Annotated in this window: 12 protein-coding genes and 1 riboswitch; of the genes, 2 read left to right on the forward strand and 10 right to left on the reverse strand. The window is 39.5% G+C overall.

The window, feature by feature from the left end; genetic code table 11:
* Positions 1 to 449: 449 nt before the first annotated feature.
* From ACQKN4_RS19195 to hutH, 9 genes are all read right to left on the reverse strand, one after another.
* Positions 450 to 2297: an SLC13 family permease gene (locus ACQKN4_RS19195; protein WP_427484544.1), complete on the reverse strand. Its 1848-nt coding sequence runs from the start codon at positions 2295 to 2297 to the stop codon at positions 450 to 452.
* Positions 2298 to 3044: 747 nt separating this feature from the next.
* Complete coding sequence (gene nadD, locus ACQKN4_RS19200; protein ID WP_079562805.1) at positions 3045 to 3659, reverse strand: nicotinate-nucleotide adenylyltransferase; 615 nt, start codon at positions 3657 to 3659, stop codon at positions 3045 to 3047.
* A gap of 23 nt (positions 3660 to 3682) precedes the next feature.
* Positions 3683 to 5155 (reverse strand): nicotinate phosphoribosyltransferase, encoded by a 1473-nt coding sequence (locus tag ACQKN4_RS19205; protein ID WP_427484545.1) that lies wholly within the window; start codon positions 5153 to 5155, stop codon positions 3683 to 3685.
* Positions 5156 to 5170: 15 nt separating this feature from the next.
* A complete protein-coding gene (locus ACQKN4_RS19210) occupies positions 5171 to 5722 on the reverse strand; it encodes a cysteine hydrolase family protein (RefSeq protein ID WP_427484546.1) in 552 nt (183 codons plus the stop codon).
* Between the two features lie 90 nt (positions 5723 to 5812).
* On the reverse strand, positions 5813 to 6613 hold the full coding sequence (locus ACQKN4_RS19215; protein ID WP_427484547.1) for an NUDIX domain-containing protein: 801 nt from the start codon (positions 6611 to 6613) through the stop codon (positions 5813 to 5815).
* Positions 6614 to 6805: 192 nt separating this feature from the next.
* Positions 6806 to 8092: an imidazolonepropionase gene (gene hutI / locus ACQKN4_RS19220; RefSeq protein WP_427484548.1), complete on the reverse strand. Its 1287-nt coding sequence runs from the start codon at positions 8090 to 8092 to the stop codon at positions 6806 to 6808.
* The gene (hutU, locus tag ACQKN4_RS19225; protein WP_427484549.1) at positions 8089 to 9759 is read right to left on the reverse strand and encodes a urocanate hydratase; all 1671 of its coding nucleotides are present in this window, start codon (positions 9757 to 9759) and stop codon (positions 8089 to 8091) included. The genes hutI and hutU overlap by 4 nt, the downstream gene beginning before the upstream one ends.
* Before the next feature lie 15 nt (positions 9760 to 9774).
* Positions 9775 to 11103, reverse strand: coding sequence for a YjiH family protein (locus ACQKN4_RS19230; protein ID WP_079562799.1), 1329 nt, complete (start codon positions 11101 to 11103; stop codon positions 9775 to 9777).
* Between the two features lie 105 nt (positions 11104 to 11208).
* On the reverse strand, positions 11209 to 12723 hold the full coding sequence (hutH, locus tag ACQKN4_RS19235; RefSeq protein WP_079562798.1) for a histidine ammonia-lyase: 1515 nt from the start codon (positions 12721 to 12723) through the stop codon (positions 11209 to 11211).
* A gap of 231 nt (positions 12724 to 12954) precedes the next feature.
* Between hutH and ACQKN4_RS19240 the strand changes: the two genes are divergently transcribed.
* Both ACQKN4_RS19240 and ACQKN4_RS19245 read left to right on the forward strand, forming a co-directional pair.
* Positions 12955 to 14400, forward strand: coding sequence for a helix-turn-helix domain-containing protein (locus ACQKN4_RS19240; protein ID WP_079562797.1), 1446 nt, complete (start codon positions 12955 to 12957; stop codon positions 14398 to 14400).
* A gap of 501 nt (positions 14401 to 14901) precedes the next feature.
* Complete coding sequence (locus ACQKN4_RS19245; protein WP_427484550.1) at positions 14902 to 16407, forward strand: catalase; 1506 nt, start codon at positions 14902 to 14904, stop codon at positions 16405 to 16407.
* A 202-nt stretch (positions 16408 to 16609) separates the two neighbouring features.
* Here the strand turns inward: ACQKN4_RS19245 and thiC are convergent, their stop codons facing one another.
* The gene (thiC, locus tag ACQKN4_RS19250) at positions 16610 to 18388 is read right to left on the reverse strand and encodes a phosphomethylpyrimidine synthase ThiC (protein ID WP_427484551.1); all 1779 of its coding nucleotides are present in this window, start codon (positions 18386 to 18388) and stop codon (positions 16610 to 16612) included.
* 133 nt (positions 18389 to 18521) lie between these two features.
* Positions 18522 to 18636: riboswitch (TPP riboswitch) on the reverse strand.
* Positions 18637 to 18871: the final 235 nt, after the last annotated feature.

An 18871-nucleotide genomic window follows, 5' to 3' on the forward strand; every position in this document is an offset into this window, starting at 1 on the left:
TTTGATGTCCAAAATTTTGTTTCGTTCACCAACTCAAGGTTAGCTACTGAAAACTTTATTGATTACGTTTTGCTTGTTCAGTTTTCAAGGTTCATTTCGTTACTGTTTTTTCAGCAGCAACTCTTATATAATAACACGCTGTAAACTCGCTGTCAACAATTAATTTTGTTTAATTTAATTGTTTTCAGAAGTTATCTTAGCGACTCGTATAATACTACACTCTTGATTCAAAAAGGTCAACACTTTTTCTAATAAAATTTTATACTTTTTCATTTCGTTGAAAAACTTCCTATTTAAATACTTACGAAAAAAATTATCATTAGACTTTACATCTCAAGTTGATTTAGCTTTTTATTAGTATCTAAAATAGAATTTTATCATAACCTTCAATAGAAAATTAATAGATTTCATAAAAAATAAATAAAAAACTCGGTATAGAAACCGAGTTTTTAAAATGGAAAGAAAAATGGAATTGCCAGCATCATAACGATAAACATAATAATCTGTAGTGGTATTCCAATCCTCACAAAGTCCATAAACTTATAACTGCCAGCTGTCATAACGAGCGCATTTGTTGGGGAAGCAATCGGAGTAACAAACGCCATACTTGCTGCTACAGCAACAGCAATCATAAATGTCTTTGGACTTGCTTCCATCGCAATCGCGGCATTCATAGCAATCGGTGCGAATAATACAGCAGTAGCTGTATTACTAATGAACTGACCAAAGACTGCAGTTAAAATGTAAACTCCGATCAGTACTCCGTAAGGTCCATAGTTTCCAAGCGCATTGATAATACCATCAGATAAGATGGCCATACCGCCCGTTTTTTCCAATGCAGTCGCCATCGGAAGCATTGCAGCTACAAGTACAATACTTTCAAAATTCATACTGCTATATGCATCTTCCATATTACGCAAACAACCTGTTAATATCATCAATACGGCGCCAACCATAACGGAAATAACAGCAGGGAAAATTTCAAAAGCCATTAGCACAATCATTAAAAGCATAATGACACCTGCAATACCAGCTTTCCCCGTCGCTGCAGCTACACTAGCATGCTCCTTTGGCTGACCAACAACAACGACATCCTGCGTTTCCCTTGCAAGTAATAAAATTTCATCCCATGCACCTTGTACTAAAATGGCATCTCCAAATTTTAATTTATGAGTCACCATATCTTGCAGCTTATAGCCACCTCTACGATTTATGCCAATTATATTAAGATTATATTTTTCTCGGAAGCCTAGGGTGCTTACGGTCTTATTAATAAAACTAGAATTTGGTGTTAATAATACCTCAGCAATACCAAGATGCTTCGATACTAATTCATCTGCCTCCCCTTCAGCCAGTTCCTGCATCTCCAGACTATAATCAGAAGCAAAACGACGAATATTCTCTTCCTCACCTTGGACATACAATTCATCTTTGGCATGAATCACACTTGTCGGACCTGCCATTTCCTGATATGTCACCGGTAAAAAATTTATACCTTCTTGAGATCGTCGGTGAATTTTCATCATACAAAGCGTATATTTGGCCGGAAGCTTTAATTCCGCTAATGTTGCGTCAATAATCGACGAATCCTCTGGCACAAATACTTTAAACAAACGATTGTTTAAATCATATTGCTTAATAATTTTCTTCGGAGATAGTCTATAATCAGCTTTTGTTGCTGTACGACTTTTTTCATTTGGTAAAAGAAAGTTGCGCACAAGTACTAAATAAGTAATACCAACAATCATCCCTACAATACCGATGGGTGTTACTTCGAAAAATCCTAGCTTATTGTAATCACGATCGACCAATAACTGACTAACGATAAGATTTGTCGGTGAAGCAATAAGTGTCATAAGCCCAGAAAGACTTGCAACATAAGAAAGTGGTAGTAAAAATTTTGACGGACTTACTTTCATACTAATCGCAATACTAACAACTATCGGCATCATCAAAGCTACAGTACCTGTATTACTCATAAATGCACCGACAGAACCTACAATAATGAGCAATAATACAAATAATTTCAACTCACTATTACCTGACCACTTTAGCAGTAATTGCCCTGCCATTCCTGCAAGTCCTGTTCGTAAAATTCCTGCACCCACGACAAACAGCCCTGCAATCATTAAAACTACAGAGTTTGAAAAACCAGCTAATGCTTCTGCGGGTGTTAAAATATCCGAAATGACAAATGCTAGAAGTGACACAATCGCAACGAGGTCCGCTCGTACTTTATTAGTCACAAATGCAAAAATTGTCGCTCCTAAAATAAGAAATGTTAATGTAAGCTGCACATCTACGAATTCCCTTCTAACATTAAATCATTGTGTTTACAAAAGGTTATAATTTTGTAAAGCACAATGCCTGTTTCTATATCACTTAGATTTATTATATCTTACCCTAGACTGTAAATGAGAAAGTTCACCATCTTTTCGAAATAAAAGTCTCGTCACATAACGAGAGGTTGATTTCCGTTCCGGCTGGGCGCTTTCCTGAGGGCGTCCGATGGGCCGCTTCGCTTCGCTGCAGGGTCTCGGGCCAACACGAAGTTGGTCACGGAGGCGTTATCACAGGATGTGATGCTTTTAGCCTCCGTTCCTCTATTGCTAATCCCCAAGGAGTCGCCCAACCTCCACTACAATCAACAACTTATCAACCAAAATAAACATAAAATAATGCGTATCATTAAACTAATGTTGATTTCCACACCAAGTTGGCGCTTTCAGCGTAAGCTCATCCCACCGGAGTTGCCACTCTCCGCGAAGAATCAACAGCTCCTGATCATTAGAATTTGTAGGAAAGCTGCATCAAAAGAGTATAGCGGTGTAAAACCTCTAAAACCCTGCCTTAATTATAATGAAGTATATTTTGATTATTTTTCTTCCAAAGTAAACCTCTCCTTGGAGGAAAACAGGACCGTTCTGATGCTCCTTGCAATATCCTACATGGCGGGGTCTATCGATTAAATTATCCATACAGCTTTTCAGCAAATAGTGAAGCGCGGTATTATCCCACACTCTCATGCATCGGCCCCAGCTTGATTATTTTTGATAAAGATTATGCTCTTTAATATAGTCATAACAAGCGTCAGGGAGAAGGTATCTTGGTTCACCGCCCATTGCAAATTCTTCTCGAATATAGGTAGAGCTAATTTCCATCGCTAACCCTTTATCAATTAAATGGAATCTTCCATCATCATGATTCCTCAAAATAGGAGAACGACTAATTGTTGATAACATATCTATTCCATGCCTTGCCATTACAATAAATTTATTCTCAGCTACTAACGCATCTCCTCTTTTCCACAATCCTGCACCAATATCGACTAATAAATCAGCCCCCATAATAAAATGAATTTCATCATTCGGGTGTTGTTCTCTAAAATATTTCATCGTATCATACGTGTAAATATTCCAGCCCTCTTGCTCCATTTCATATGAATCTGCAATAAAACGCTCATCCTTAGCAATAGCCAACTGCAGCATATTCCAGCGATGCGTATTCTTCGTTTTTATCTCCTTGTCTTTTCGTTTGTTTGAGCAAGGTAAAAAGATCACTTTATCTAATTTGCAACGATGCGCGACTGTGCTGGCTGTCCAAAGGTGAACATTTGTAATTGGATCAAAGGATGATCCGTAAATCCCTATTTTCGCCATTCCCTAACCCCCATTCCTCTTCTCTAGTAGTTTCTCCCATTCATCATTTTCGTGACTTTTTCTTTAATTTCTTTAATTCTTGTCATTTTATTATCCCAGCACGCTTGACTTAAATCGACTGGATACTCTTCTGGATTCATTGTTCGTTTGTACTCACTCCATAGTAGATGTAAATTTTCCTCTACATATACTTGAATTTCTTGAAGTGTTGGTTCTTCGTAAAGAATAGATCCATTTACTACAATGTCTTGATGTAATTCTTTCGCTGTAAAATCCGTCACAAATTTACTGATATAAGTATGAACAGGGTGAAACATTTTCAAGCATTTTTCCTCTTGCGGGTTTTCGTAGTCCAATGCAATATAATCTCCTTCAGCATGACCATTGGCTGTATTAATAATTCGATAAATACGTTTGCGGCCTGGAGTCGTTACTTTTTCTGGATTTCCAGAAATTTTGATAGTATCGACCATTTCCCCGCTTTCATCTTCAATAGATACTAATTTGTATACGCCCCCAAGAGCTGCTTGATCGTAGGCTGTAATGAGCTTAGTTCCGATTCCCCATGTATCAATTTTAGCCTCTTGAGACTTCAAATTGATAATCGTGTATTCGTCCAGATCATTAGATGCTATAATTTTCGCTTCAGTGAAGCCAGCTTCATCTAGCATTTCCCTTGCTTTTTTTGACAGGTATGCTAAGTCTCCACTGTCCAGCCGGATTCCTACAAAATTGATTTTATCTCCAAACTCCTTTGCGACCCGAATTGCATTAGGGACACCCGAACGTAGCGTATCATACGTATCTACTAAGAAAACGCAATCTCTATGCGTATTTGCATACTTTGTAAATGCAGTGTATTCATCACGATATGCCTGTATCATGGCATGTGCATGAGTACCTGAGACAGGGATGCCGAATAATTTTCCAGCTCTGACATTGCTAGTTGCAGAAAATCCACCAATATAAGCTGCACGAGTTCCCCAAATCGCTGCATCAAATTCATGCGCTCGACGAGTACCAAACTCCATCGCGACATCCTTTCCAATCACTTGTTTAATGCGCGAAGCCTTCGTTGCAATAAGAGTTTGGTAATTAACGATGTTCAATAAAGGTGTCTCCATTAACTGAGCTTCTGCCAATGGGGCTTCAATTCGTAAAATAGGTTCATTTGCAAATACTAATTCACCTTCCCTCATTGCAGAAATAGTACCTGTAAATTTTAGATTTTGAAGGTATTTAAGAAATTCCTCTGAGTATTTTCCTTCCTCGCGTAAATATTGAATATCACTATTAGAAAAACCAAAGTTTTTGATAAACTCCATTATCCTTTTTAAACCTGCAAATATCGCATAGCCATTCCCGAACGGAAGTTGTCGAAAGTATAGTTCAAAAACCGCTGTTCGATTTTGAATATCATCATTCCAGTACGTTTCCACCATATTTATTTGGTATAAGTCCGTGTGCAACATGAAGCTATCGTCCGCATATTTCATACCCTGTTCCTCCGTTTACATAATAGTAGCTCCGAGAGAATGCTCGAAATGCCCTAACGCCCACTCATGCCCTGCTTGATTAAAGGACGCTACTGCATCTTTATGAATAACAATGCTAAATCCTTTATTATAGGCATCTACCGCTGTATGAAGAACGCAAATATCCGTACATACACCGATTAAATGCAGTTCAGCAATGCCTCTTTCACGCAATTTAATCTCTAAATCCGTACCTGCAAAAGCAGAATATCTGGTTTTATCCAAATAGTAGACATGATCCAACTCTTTATTTCCTTCATATAATTCTTTTAAAGAGCCATATAGTTCTCTCCCCCTCGTACCTCGAACATTGTGAGGAGGGAAAAGCTTTGTTTCTGGGTGATAGCTATCTTCTTTTTCATGAACATCAATAGCGAAAACTACAAAATCACCATTTGACATAAATTCCTTTGTTAATTGTGTATTTACCCCTTCCAATAGTTGCCCCGGTTTTCCGCAAGTTAGGGCTCCATCTTGAGCTACAAAATCCACTGTATATTCAATATTAATCAATGCACGCTTTGACATATTTCCATCACTCCAACCTCTCATTTAATTAGTAATTAACAAATTACAAATTAGTACAATGAAAATTAATTAGGAAAGACAGATGCTTCCCTAATGATAAATTGACTCTACGATTTCGAAGTCATTAAAAGAATATAATTGCGAAGGTCTAAATGAATTTCTTTTCGTTTTCTTCGGTTTCCCATCTTCATCTAAAACTTTTTCAATAAAAGGCAGCTTAGGCGCTTTTGTAAAGAACACCGAATCGTTTGAAATACGCGGATCATCTCCCACTGTCAATAAAACCCTCTGTAGTTCAGATAACGTAAATTCTCCCGGTAAAAAATTTTTAGCAACCGTTGTTTGTATCATATCTTTCTTAATAAATTCTAAAGCGTCCGAAATAATTTTCCGATGATCAAAGGCTAAATCGAGTTTGAACACTTCATTTATATCGAAAAGTTCTACTTCTACCGCATCGTCATTGGCTTGACGTTGGTCAATGTATACTTCCGGAACGATTGCATAAAAGGCATTTGAAATCATCCAACCTCGCGGATCACGATCTATATCATCGTAGACACCAAAGTGCTTAATGTGTAGACTATCTACATTCGTTTCTTCCTTCAATTCTCTTTTAGCAGCCATATAGGCGGTTTCCCTTTTTGTCGCATCTACAAATCCACCTGGAAGCGCCCATTTTCCACCTTCGATATTCGGGTTTCCTTCATGGTCTTTGTCGGCCCGTTTAATCAACATGATTTTAAGCGTCATCATCGGAGGTGCTTTTTCCTCTACTTTTTCGGATGTTATTGTAAAAATTGCGATATCTGATGTATATCCATCAGGTGTTATATATTTAGAAGAATCATAATTCGCTAGAACTTCTTTTTGTGAACGATATTTTGTCATTTTAAAATAACTCCTTTGATTCAATGTTTTGCAGGGATAGTAATTTGTAAATCAATAATTACTATTTAATAACATAATAACTTTTCCAGTTAACAATTTCAACTCTTTTTATAAAAAAGAATAAGAAGAACAGCTTTCCATTAAAAAGGCATAAACAAAGCATTTCTGCCTTATTTATGCCTTTTTTATTATTTAATTTACTAGTTGATTTTTCAAAATAATTCCATCCCGTACGACAACTCGCCCATTTTTAATGACAGTATTCGTATGATTCATGCCATAGAAATATTGCAATTGCTTGTAATTAGCAACATCCAATATAATGACGTCAGCTTGTTTGCCCGCTTCAAGGGAGCCGATTTGATGTCCACGATTAATTGCGTATGCTGCATTAACGGTAGTCGCCGTTAACACTTCCTCCAGTGTCATCCCCATATGCATACAAGCTAAATTCATAATAAATGGCAGACTCAACGTTGGAGATGAGCCAGGGTTAAAGTCAGTTGAAATAGCTACAGGTACCCCTTCATCAATCATCAGGCGTCCTCTCGCGAATGGTGCACGTAAGAAGAATGCTGTTCCAGGTAGCAACACAGCAATCGTGCCAGCTTCAGCCATTTTTTGTATCCCTTCATCAGAAGCAACTAATAAGTGCTCCGCAGAAATAGCTCCTACTTCTGCAGCAAGCTCCGCTCCCTCATAAGGCTCAATTTCATCTGCATGAATTTTCGGTGTTAATCCCAACGCTTTCCCAGCCTCTAAAATGCGTCGTGATTGCTCTGGCGTAAATACACCTTTTTCACAAAATACATCATTGAATTCCGCAAGGTTTAGTTCAGCTACTTTCGGTAACATATCATGAATGACTAGATCCACAAATTCATCCTCACGTCCTTTATAGTCACGCGGTACCGCATGCGCCCCCATAAAGGTACTAACGACATCAATGTCATGTGTAGCTTGCAATTCCTTTGTTACTTCTAGCTGTTTCTTTTCAGTTTCCCAATCCAAGCCATAGCCTGATTTCGCCTCAACCGTTGTGACACCATGCTTTAAAAACACATCTAAATGATTCATCGTTTTTTCATATAAATCACCAAAGCTAGTTTCTCGTGTCCGGTTTGTTGTAGCATGAATCCCGCCACCTGCATTCATAATTTCCATGTATGTTGCACCATTAAGTCGCAAATTAAATTCCTGCTCACGTGTACCTCCGTGAACTAAATGTGTATGACAATCGACAAGACCCGGCATAACAATCTTACCTGAGGCGTCAATTACTTCAGCAACCTTTACAAGATCAGGGAAATCCGCTTCCAGCTGAGCAATTGGTCCAACTGCAATAATGCTATTTCCCTCCATTAACACACTACCATTTTCCACTACTGCAATGTCACGCATTTGTTCCTTTGTACGCGGACCTTGTAAGGCACTTTTTAACGTGATCACTTCGTTGGCATTCTTGATTAAAATAGTCACTTAGCATCATCCTTTAACATTGGTATATGCACACCTTTGTTTTTCGCTGTATTAATAGCAATTTCATAGCCAGCATCTGCGTGACGCACAACACCCATTCCTGGATCCGAAATTAACACTCGTGCAATCTTCTCAGCAGCTAGCTCAGAACCATCCGCTACTAACACTTGACCAGCATGTTGCGAATAACCCATTCCTACACCACCACCGTGATGTACACTTACCCAACTTGCACCACTTGCTGTATTAACAAGTGCATTTAAAATCGGCCAATCTGATACTGCATCAGTACCATCGAGCATGCCCTCTGTTTCACGATTTGGTGATGCAACAGAGCCAGAATCTAGATGATCTCGACCAAAGACAATCGGTGCTGACAGCTCACCATTAGCCACCATTTCATTAACCTTCAATGCAAAACGGTGACGATCACCATAGCCTAACCAGCATATACGCGCCGGTAACCCTTGCCATTTCACCATCTTTTGCGCCATATCAATCCAATTCACAAGCCCTTCATCTTCAGCAAACATTTCTTTTGCTAGTGCATCTGTTTTATAGATGTCCTCTGGATTACCTGAAAGTGCGGCCCAACGGAATGGCCCTTTCCCCTCACAGAATAAAGGACGAATATACGCTGGAACAAAACCAGGGAAATCAAAGGCATTTGTTACACCCATTTCTTTGGCATACGCACGAATATTATTACCGTAATCAAATACTTCTGCACCTGCTTGTTGGAATTCAAGCATTGTACGAACATGCTCAGCCATCGTCTCTTTAGCTCTTTGTTCATATGTTTTCACATCACTTTTACGTAGTTCAAGTGCTTCCTCAAGCGTCATGCCATTTGGAACATAACCATTGATCGGGTCATGGGCAGATGTTTGGTCTGTTACAAAATCAGGAATAATTCCTCGGTTCAATAGCTCACGATTAACATCTGCACAGTTGCCAACAAGACCAATAGACGCTGGTTCTTTTTTATCTCGTAGTTTATTGACTAATTCAATCGCTTCATCTACCGTCTCCACGAGATAATCACAGTAGCCCTCTTTAATTTTACGTTCAATTCGAGCACGATCTACTTCGACTACTAAAATGACAGCGCCAGCCATTTTTCCAGCTAAAGGCTGTGCACCACTCATGCCACCCATACCACCCGTAAGGATGAATTTGCCGCGTAAATCCGCTGTGCCAAATACTTTTTTACCTGCCTCTACAAATGATAAATATGTTCCTTGTAAAATGCCTTGTGCGCCAATATAAATCCAGCTACCAGCCGTCATTTGACCGTACATCATTAAATCACGGTCCTCTAACTCATAGAAATGCTCCCAATTTGCCCACGACGGTACTAAATTAGAATTTGCAATTAATACACGTGGCGCATGTTCATGTGTACGGAATACAGCTACCGGCTTTCCTGATTGAATAAGAAGTGTTTCATCATTCTCTAATTCTTTTAATGACGCGATAATTTGCTCATAACTCTCCCAATTACGCGCCGCTTTACCGATTCCACCATAGACGATAAGCTCATCTGGATTTTCTGCTACTTCAGGATCTAGATTATTCATTAACATACGCATTGCAGCTTCTTGTGTCCAACCTTTACAAGATAATTCATTCCCACGTGGTGCACGAATATTTGTTTTGACTACCATAAAAAACACGCTCCTTTAAAATAGTAAAAATGCTATTGGTGTTACGATGATTAAAGTTAATACGACACGCACAAACCAAATGGTTACAATTTGGCGCAACGTCACCGGAATTTCAGTTGATAAAATAAGTGGTATGACAGCTGAAAAGAACAAAATTGCTGAAATTGATACAACTGCCACAATAAATTTCGTCACAAGTGCTGCCTGCGTCACAACAAGTGCCGGTAAAAATACCTCTGCTAACGATAATGACAGCGCTTTTGCCGTTAAAAATGGTTCTGGAATTTGTAGTACATATGTGAATGGTACAAAAATATACGAAAGCCAATCAAAAATAGGTGTATATGTTGCAAGCACAAGCCCTAAAAGACCAACCGATAAAATCGATGGCATAACCCCCATCGTCATGATGAAGCCATCCTTTAAATTCGCCCATAAAATTTTAGACATAGGCGGATTTTGATCAACAGCCTCCATCGCTTGACGCCACGCTTCTTTAAAACGCCCCTTTTTAACAATCTTTTCTGGCATCGGCGTCGCACCCTCGTAATATTCGTCCTTCATGGAACGAATTGGATAAATGCGGACCGTTAACGCAGTGACCAAGAATGTTACAACGAGTGACACCCAGAAAAACGCATTCCAATGCTGCATCATATCCAACGTACTCGCAATGACAACCATAAACGTGACAGATACAGTCGAGAAGCCTGTTCCAATAATCACGGCCTCCTTCGCTGTGTAGCGACCTTCCATATAAAGACGGTTTGTTAACAGTAATCCAACCGAATAACTGCCGACAAATGAGGCTACTGCATCCACCGCTGAACGTCCTGATGTTTTAAAAATAGGTTTCATAAACGGCTGTGCTAAAACACCGATGTATTCAAGCAATCCGTAGCTAACTAGAAGTGCCAAAAACAAAGACCCAATCGGAATTAGTATGCCTACCGGCTTAACAAGCTTCTCCAGTAAATACGGGCCAATACTTTCATCCGCTAACCACGCTGGCGCTATATTGAAAATTAACAAAATCCCTGCAATCAAACCGCCCACTTTAAGGATTGACATCACAATATTGACAGTCGACTTATTCCATTTCTTTGTTAGGAATGGATGAATCGCTCCACCTACAAGCATTATGAGCACATATGCAGTTACAAGTAGTGGCGCTTCGGTGCGAATAAAACTTACGATGTGATCAATTAAAATGGAATCCTTACCTCGCCATTCAAACGATACGAAAAAACTAAATATTCCGACTATACTGCAGATAAACATCTTAATAGCGGAGGAGATTCGAAATTGCGAATCTCGCTCCAGCTCTTGTTGATGAAATTCCATACTACTCCCTCCGATGTAAGTGCTTTTTCTGAAAGTAATCTCTAAGTCGTCAAAACTAGTTAAAGGATTTTTTGGATTTTCTCTAGGAAGTTATTACTTTAAAACTTACTTGTACTCATTTAATAGATCATCACTCGTTAACAAATACTGCGAGAGCGCTTCAATTTCATCACCGATAGGTTGATCCGCTAATAGCGGAGGGCAAAACTCACGCACTTTTTCTAAAAACTTTCGTGTTGTTGGAGATAACTGCTCTTCTGCTTTATCTAAATGGATCGCCTGCGATGCACAAATCATTTCTATTGCAATGACACGAGCGGCATTGTGTACGATTTGACGCACTTGGCGGGCTGAAGTTGTACCCATGCTCACATGATCCTCTTGGTTACCTGATGTCGGTATAGAATCCACGCTTGAAGGATGTGCCAATACTTTGTTTTCAGATACGATAGAGGCCGCTGTATATTGAGCAATCATTAATCCACATTCAATACCAGGATTCGTCGCTAAAAATGGTGGCAAACCTTCATTAAGATGCGGATTAACCATTCGTTCTGTACGTCTCTCCGAAATATTCGCCCACTCACTTACACCGATTTTTAAAAAGTCCATCGCCAATGCTATTGGTTGACCGTGGAAATGTCCCCCAGACAATACTTCTCCATTTTCCAAAACAATCGGATTATCTGTCGTTGCATTCATTTCAATTTGCACACGGTCCTCCGCATAGAAAAATGACTGCCATGAAGCACCATGTACTTGAGGAATACAACGTAATGAATAGGCATCCTGCATGCGGATTTCACCTTGCTTTGTCACACGTTTACTTCCTTCAAGCCATTTGCGGATTCGTCCACCAACAAGCTCTAATTCCGGGTGTGGTCTTACCGCCAAAAGCGCTGGGTCAAACGCTGAAGTAATCCCCTTCAGTGCCTCAAGTGTTAAACTCGCTGCCATATCTGCCGCTAGCCCCATACGCTCTGCCTCGTTCACAGTTAACACGCCGATTCCTGTCATTGCTTGTGTACCATTTACAAGCGCTAATCCTTCCTTAGCTTGTAGTCGCACCGGTGTTAGCCCAGCTTGCTCTAACGCCTCACTCCCACTCATAACCTCGCCATTAAACTCCGCCTTGCCTTCACCTACTAGCACTAAAGCCAAATGTGATAACGGCGCTAAATCTCCACTTGCACCAACTGAACCTTGAGACGGTACAATCGGATGGACTCCCTTATTTATAAGATCTAATAGCAGCTGCACTGTTTCTAGACGAATTCCTGAAAAACCACGTGCTAAAGCATTGGCACGTAAAACCATCATGGCGCGTACAACATCTGTTGGGAACGGTACACCAACACCTGTCGCATCCGAGCGTAATAAATTCAACTGTAAAAGCTCGATATCTTCCTCTTCAATCTTTATATTACTTAGCTTCCCAAAGCCTGTATTCACACCATAAATGGTTTGCCCCTCAGCTAAACGTTTTTCAATGCGCTCCCTACTTAAACGAACGCGCTCCACACTGTCTGTAGATAGCGCAACCGTAGCAAGACCGTTAACGATTCCCCCTATTTGCTGTCTTGTTAACGTCTTGCCATCAAGCTCGATAATAGATTTCATAATGCCATCCCCCTGTTCCCTTTATAACTATGTAAAAATGCTCGTAATCAATTTAGTTATCGCTACAAAAGATAAATAACAATTACTCTATCTACATTGTACTAACTACTTTTTTCAGAAAATAGGGAATTTTAAAAGAGAATACATGAATTATTTCAGATTTTTTGATATTTTAATAATATAATCGTATTTTTTTACGAAACTAGATATTTTTAAGGTGGGTTCGTATGTATGAAATTGTTATTAATTGATAGAGACTCCGCTGACCTTTCAGGTATTCGTTGGTTTTTACATACATATTTCCCTGGCGATGTAACCATCGAAATAAGTACAACTATTAATGAGGCACTTCAAAGTATCCAGCAATTCGAGCCTGAGGTGATACTACTAAATATTGACCTATTCTCGAATAATCGTTTAACAGCACTTTATCGCGTTTTACAAAAACATTCAGGAACTATTTTAGCGATGACGACAGAGCCATTGTTTAAAAATGCATTAAAAGCAATCGATTTACAGGTCGCACATCTCTTCGTTAAACCAATTGATTTAGAAGTATTAAAGCAAAAGCTCACCGCTATTTCCCTTCGGACACCAAAGGCAGAGGCAGTGTATCAAGAAGCTACAGATGAATCTTTTTACGATCAACTATTTTTAGATAGTAAAACTAGTACGCTAGAGACAAATATACATTTCACCATGATTGAGCCTGAGCATTCCGACATGTTTAACAAACTATACAACTGGCTTCAGCAAACTCCTATTTATTCTAGTATGAGGATTTATCCTTTATCAGAGAGAATCGTTTGCTTATTCCAAACAAATGATATAGAGAAAGATGTTCGTACACTAATCAAGGAATGGCGATTGACAAGTAATAGCTCTTTAAATATCGGTATTTACGATGGGGAACCTACAACAATGAAGAATATGTATACGTTAACGAAGCGTGCACTTCGTCAAAGTTTCTACGAAGGCTATGGGCATATTTTTTATACGAGTAAGCAGTTGAAGACACAGCCCTTCGATCCTTTACTAACACCCGAAGAGCAACAATTACTAATAAGTAGTTTAGAGGACGGGAATATTGAAGCTGTTAAAGCATTTTTATATCGACTATTTAATGAAGGAATTTATTACGAGCAGGATGACTTACGTATTCATCTAACAAGTGTTTTAGCACAAATTCGACGCTTTATGCTGAAGTATAAATTACACGAGAAAGCTGCAATTGAGCAAAATTATCGTCAGCTTTTTCATTTAATTATTGAGCATCCTATATTTTATACCATTCAAAATGGCATCATATCATTTACACAAAAACTGATTGAATTGGCCCGCGAGGCAAGAATGGAGAAACGAGCTGACTATGTAGAACTGGCCATAGAAATTATCGACCAACAGTTTCAGGAAAGCGGGTTATCTTTACCTTACGTTGCTCATAAATTAGGGATTAGTCCCAATTATTTAAGTACGATCTTTTCAAAGAAGCAAGGCTTGCCACTTAAACGCTACTTGCAGCAGGTACGAATTCATAATGCCACAAAAATGTTAGTAGAAACTGATTTTGCTATTAGTGAAATTGCCTATTTAAACGGTTTTGAAGATTCGAATTACTTCATTAAAATTTTTAAACAGCACATCGGCATTACGCCTAATCGTTATCGGAAAACGTGAAAAGGCATACCCGAATTTAATTTCCAACCGTGCACGAGAGGCAAATATGCTTTCAACGCGAAAGTGCAGTGGATGCTGGTCACGAAGGCGCTCTCATAGAAGGTGACGGTTTTTAGCCTTCGTTCCTCTATAGCTAATCTTAGGAAGTCTCCCAGCCTTCACTGTCATCAACTAATACTTACCATAACCCTAAAACACATTTTTTCAATTATCATTTTCCGTTTTCAATAAAAAAGAATTTACTTTAAAGCCTTTTAATTTCGACCTATCCCTTCTTCACAACTCAACTTTAATAATTCTCGAAAATGTTTCAAAAAGCTAGTTTTGTGGAAAAAGCTATTCATAAACGCTTTTAATCTAGCATATATTTATAGTTTGTATTTTAATATAAACATTCTTTAACGATAATAATTATAATTTACTAGCAATTCTAGTTTATATTTGTTATAGTTATTGATGAAGAGTTTGACTCACAATTTTTTCTTCAGGAGGTAAACTAATATGACAAACCAAAATGATCGTAGCCGTCGTTTTACAACAGCAGGTGGCGCTCCAGTAGTAAGCAACCACGATTCAATGTCAGCAGGTCCTCGTGGCCCTCTATTACTTCAGGATGTATGGCTAGTTGAAAAATTAGCAAACTTCAACCGTGAAGTTATTCCTGAACGTCGTATGCACGCTAAAGGTTCAGGTGCATTCGGTACTTTCACTGTAACGCATGATATTACTAAATATACAAAAGCAAAAATCTTCTCAGAAGTTGGGAAGAAAACAGAAATGTTTGCACGCTTCTCAACAGTTGCGGGTGAACGTGGTGCAGCGGATGCTGAGCGCGATATTCGTGGCTTTGCACTTAAGTTCTATACTGAAGAAGGTAACTGGGATTTAGTTGGTAACAACACACCTGTATTCTTCTTCCGTGATCCTTTACACTTTACAGACTTAAACCACGTGGTAAAACGTGATCCACGTACAAATATGAAGAACGCGAATTCAAACTGGGATTTCTGGACTTCATTACCAGAGGCACTTCACCAAGTAACAATCGTTATGTCTGATCGTGGTATTCCGTCAGGTTACCGCAATATGCATGGTTTCGGTTCTCACACTTATAGTTTTATTAATGCAGAAAATGAGCGCGTATGGGTTAAATTCCACTTCAGTACAGAGCAAGGCATTAAAAACTTAACTGGCGCTGAGGCTGCTGAAGTAATTAGTAACGACCGCGAATCTTCACAACGCGACCTATATGGGGCAATTGAAAATGGCGATTTCCCTAAATGGAAAATGTCTATTCAAGTAATGACAGAGGAACAAGCTCGCGAATTACCATATAACCCATTTGACTTAACAAAGGTATGGTATAAAAAAGACTTCCCATTAATTCCTGTAGGTGAATTTGAGTTAAACAAAAACTCGGACAACTACTTTGCTGAAGTTGAGCAAGCTGCATTTGCACCATCTAACATTGTCCCTGGTATTAGCTTCTCTCCAGATAAAATGTTACAGGCTCGTATCTTTGCTTATGCAGATGCACAACGCTACCGTTTAGGTGTAAACCATTACATGCTTCCTGTAAACGCACCAAAATGTCCATTCCGTTCATTCCACCGCGATGGTGCTATGCGCTTCGATGGCAACCTTGGTTCAACTTTAGGCTATGAACCAAATAGCTATGGTGAATGGGAACATAATTTAGACTATAAAGAGCCTGAATTACGTATTGACGGTAATGCTGGTATCCATGACTTCCGTGAAGATGATAACAACTACTTTGAGCAGCCAGGTAAATTATTCAACCTAATGACTGCCGAAGAGCAACAACGTCTATTCGAAAATACGGCTAATGATATGGCATCAGTTGAAGAATTCATCAAACGTCGTCATATTCTTCACTGTTATTTAGCTGACCCAGCATATGGTGAAGGTGTAGCAAAAGCTATGGGTCTTTCATTAGAAGGTATGGATCTTTCAAATCCATACGTAAAACAACCAACTAACGTTTAATTCTCCACATATTCCAACTATTATTGATATCCAAATCCAACTTTTTACTCCATGTGAAGGGCAACCTCACATGGAGTTTTTTTATCTTAAATGTGGGATCATCACATAATGAGTGGTTGATGCGTAGGTCATCCATTACTTTTGACGATGAACAAAAATAAGGCTTGTGCCTATATTGATAGACACAAGCCCGCTCTAATAATTATTGATAGATTTGACTGCCTGCCTTTTTAAATTCTTTCGCCTTCTCCTGCATACCTTTATGGATTGCTTCAGTTGTATTTAAGTCTTTTTCTTTTGCATAAGTACGAATATCCTGTGAGATTTTCATACTACAAAACTTAGGTCCACACATTGAACAGAAATGCGCCGTTTTTGCTCCTTCTGCTGGCAATGTTTCATCATGATATTCGACTGCACGCTCTGGATCTAGCGAAAGGTTGAATTGATCGCGCCAGCGGAATTCAAAGCGCGCCTTTGATAGTGCATCATCACGTTGCTGTGCCCCCGGGTGCCCTTTAGCTAAATCAGCCGCATGTGCAGCAATTTTGTACGTAATAACCCCTACACGAACATCATCACGATTTGGTAAGCCAAGATGTTCTTTAGGCGTTACATAACATAGCATTGCCGTACCATACCAACCAATCATCGCGGCTCCAATGGCTGATGTAATATGGTCATAGCCTGGAGCAATATCTGTCGTTAGCGGCCCTAACGTATAGAAAGGAGCTTCCTTACACACCTCTAACTGCTTGTCCATGTTTTCTTTAATAAGATGCATCGGCACATGCCCCGGTCCTTCTACCATCACCTGTACATCATGCTCCCAGGCAATTTGTGTTAATTCCCCTAGCGTTTCCAGCTCCGCAAATTGAGCCTCATCATTTGCATCTGCTATAGAACCAGGACGTAAACCATCACCTAAAGAGAAAGCAACATCATAGGTTTTCATAATTTCACAGATTTCTTCAAAATGAGTATATAAGAAGCTCTCTTGGTGGTGATATAAACACCATTGTGCCATAATCGAGCCTCCTCGAGACACTATGCCAGTTACACGATTAGCCGTTAATGGCACATAGCGTAGCAATACGCCTGCATGAATCGTGAAGTAATCTACACCTTGCTCTGCCTGTTCGATTAACGTATCACGATACACTTCCCACGTTAAATCCTCTGCCACACCATTTACTTTTTCGAGCGCTTGATAAATCGGCACCGTCCCTACTGGCACTGCGGCATTACGGATAATCCATTCACGCGTCGTATGAATATGTTTACCCGTGGATAAATCCATGATGTTATCAGCACCCCAGCGTGTAGCCCACGTCATTTTTTCTACTTCTTCTGCAATAGAGGATGTCACCGCTGAATTTCCAATATTGGCGTTAATTTTCACATGGAAGTTGCGTCCAATAATCATCGGCTCTGCCTCAGGGTGATTAATATTAGATGGCATAATTGCACGCCCCGCCGCGATCTCTGAGCGCACGAACTCAGGATCCATATTTTCGCGAATCGCTACAAATTCCATTTCTGGAGTAATAATTCCCTTTCGTGCATAGTGAAGCTGCGTTACATTTTTACCTTTCTTCGCACGTAAAGGCTTTCTAGATAAATCCGGAAAAACATTTTCATTCATCCGTGGATCATCAGCTTTGCGAAATCCATTATCTTCTGGCTTGATTGTACGACCTTCGTATTCTTCAACGTCACCTCGTTCTTTGATCCATGCACTACGTAAAGCTGGCAATCCTTTCGTAATGTCCACCTTATGTGCAGGATCAGTGTACGGGCCACTCGTATCATAAACACGCACTGGTGCATTTTCTTCCTCACCAAAGCTTCCTGTCGTCGGACTTAAAGCAATCTCACGCATTGGCACTAAAATATCTGGTCGAGAACCTTCTACGTAAACTTTTTTACTTCCTTCAAAATTTGACATAATCGTAATATTCTTTTCGCTAACTGTTGTCATAAACTACTTCGCTCCCTTTTACATTTATACAAGGACCGAATCTAGCTCACCCCAACAAAACGAAAGCCGAATCCAAAAAATTTTTGGATCCGGCTAAGAATGTAAAGGTATAGTTATTGCAAATAACATAGTGTGCAATAATGGTTAACTTTCCCACGCTGGTATGAGCCAGATCAGGTCCAAAGGGTCAAGAAACCTCTATGCGTTTCCCTCTCAGCCTGACTCATCAGACTCCCCTAGTTAATACTATTAAGTTTGATGCTAGTGTAGCAGATATTGCTAATAGATGGAAGCTTCATTTGATTATTTTTGGATTATCACCATAACGTGCAGTTGATTTTCGCTCCGGCTGGGCGCTTTCCTGGGGGCGTCCGATGAGCCGCTTCGCTTCGCTGCAGGGTCTCATCTGTGACGCTAATCCCCAAGGAGTCGCCCAGCCTCCACTCCAATCAACTTATATCTTGTTTTAACAAATATAAATCA

This window comes from Lysinibacillus sp. NPDC093692, from assembly GCF_050280125.1.
In the GTDB taxonomy this organism is placed as follows: Bacteria; Bacillota; Bacilli; order Bacillales_A; family Planococcaceae; genus Lysinibacillus.

Excerpts from the sequence above, each read along its gene's own strand:
- ACQKN4_RS19205 (WP_427484545.1), bottom strand. The coding sequence starts at position 5,155 with ATGAAATATGCGGACGATAGCTTCATGTTGCACACGGACTTATACCAA.
- nadD (WP_079562805.1), bottom strand. The coding sequence starts at position 3,659 with ATGGCGAAAATAGGGATTTACGGATCATCCTTTGATCCAATTACAAAT.
- ACQKN4_RS19210 (WP_427484546.1), bottom strand. The coding sequence starts at position 5,722 with ATGTCAAAGCGTGCATTGATTAATATTGAATATACAGTGGATTTTGTA.
- hutH (WP_079562798.1), bottom strand. The coding sequence starts at position 12,723 with ATGAAATCTATTATCGAGCTTGATGGCAAGACGTTAACAAGACAGCAA.
- ACQKN4_RS19215 (WP_427484547.1), bottom strand. The coding sequence starts at position 6,613 with ATGACAAAATATCGTTCACAAAAAGAAGTTCTAGCGAATTATGATTCT.
- thiC (WP_427484551.1), bottom strand. The coding sequence starts at position 18,388 with ATGACAACAGTTAGCGAAAAGAATATTACGATTATGTCAAATTTTGAA.
- hutU (WP_427484549.1), bottom strand. The coding sequence starts at position 9,759 with ATGGTAGTCAAAACAAATATTCGTGCACCACGTGGGAATGAATTATCT.
- ACQKN4_RS19240 (WP_079562797.1), top strand. The coding sequence starts at position 12,955 with ATGAAATTGTTATTAATTGATAGAGACTCCGCTGACCTTTCAGGTATT.
- ACQKN4_RS19230 (WP_079562799.1), bottom strand. The coding sequence starts at position 11,103 with ATGGAATTTCATCAACAAGAGCTGGAGCGAGATTCGCAATTTCGAATC.
- ACQKN4_RS19245 (WP_427484550.1), top strand. The coding sequence starts at position 14,902 with ATGACAAACCAAAATGATCGTAGCCGTCGTTTTACAACAGCAGGTGGC.